We start from the raw sequence: 525 nt of genomic DNA, 5'->3' as shown, positions 1-525 counted from the left end.
CTAACGAATTTGTAGCAATGCAAGCACTTGGTAAACTTAGTGATTTATCTGAACACGCAAAAGGTGTTACATCTGTATTCTTAGTATCATTTGCTAACTTTAGCTCTATTGGTATTATTTCAGGTGCTATTAAATCACTTAATGACAAAAAAGGAGATACAGTTGCCCGCTTTGGTTTGAAATTATTATTCGGTGCAACACTAGTATCTTTCATTTCAGCTGCAATCGCTGGATTCTTTATTTAACAAATACATCAACATCGAATTAATCCCTTCAAAATTTTGACTATTCTCAGTCTCTTTGAAGGGGTTTTTTCTTATGTATATCTTTATTTTTTATCATTTTTAATTTTGACATAAAAAATAACTCCTCCAAAGCTAAGTTTGAAGGAGATATTTTCTTCTCAACAAATCTATAAATATCAATAATTCGTTGATTTAGCATACATTAAGCTATGCTTTTTTTACAATATGATTAATAAAGTAATCAGTTACTCTATAGTCATCTGTTAATTCAGGATGGAAT

At 29.5% G+C, this 525-nt stretch carries 1 protein-coding gene and 1 pseudogene; one reads left to right on the top strand and one right to left on the bottom strand.

Annotated features, from left to right (window positions below):
- Positions 1 to 245: nucleoside transporter C-terminal domain-containing protein (locus tag IDG60_RS01790; RefSeq protein WP_274611429.1), on the top strand; the 245-nt coding region annotated here is incomplete at its 5' end.
- Positions 246 to 452: 207 nt separating this feature from the next.
- Here IDG60_RS01790 and IDG60_RS01785 read toward each other — a convergent pair.
- Positions 453 to 525 (bottom strand): annotated as a pseudogene (locus IDG60_RS01785) (pyridoxal 5'-phosphate synthase glutaminase subunit PdxT); the annotation flags it as partial.

It is taken from the genome of Staphylococcus sp. EG-SA-2 (assembly GCF_017152085.1).
This window is presented reverse-complemented; position numbering and strand designations above follow the sequence as displayed.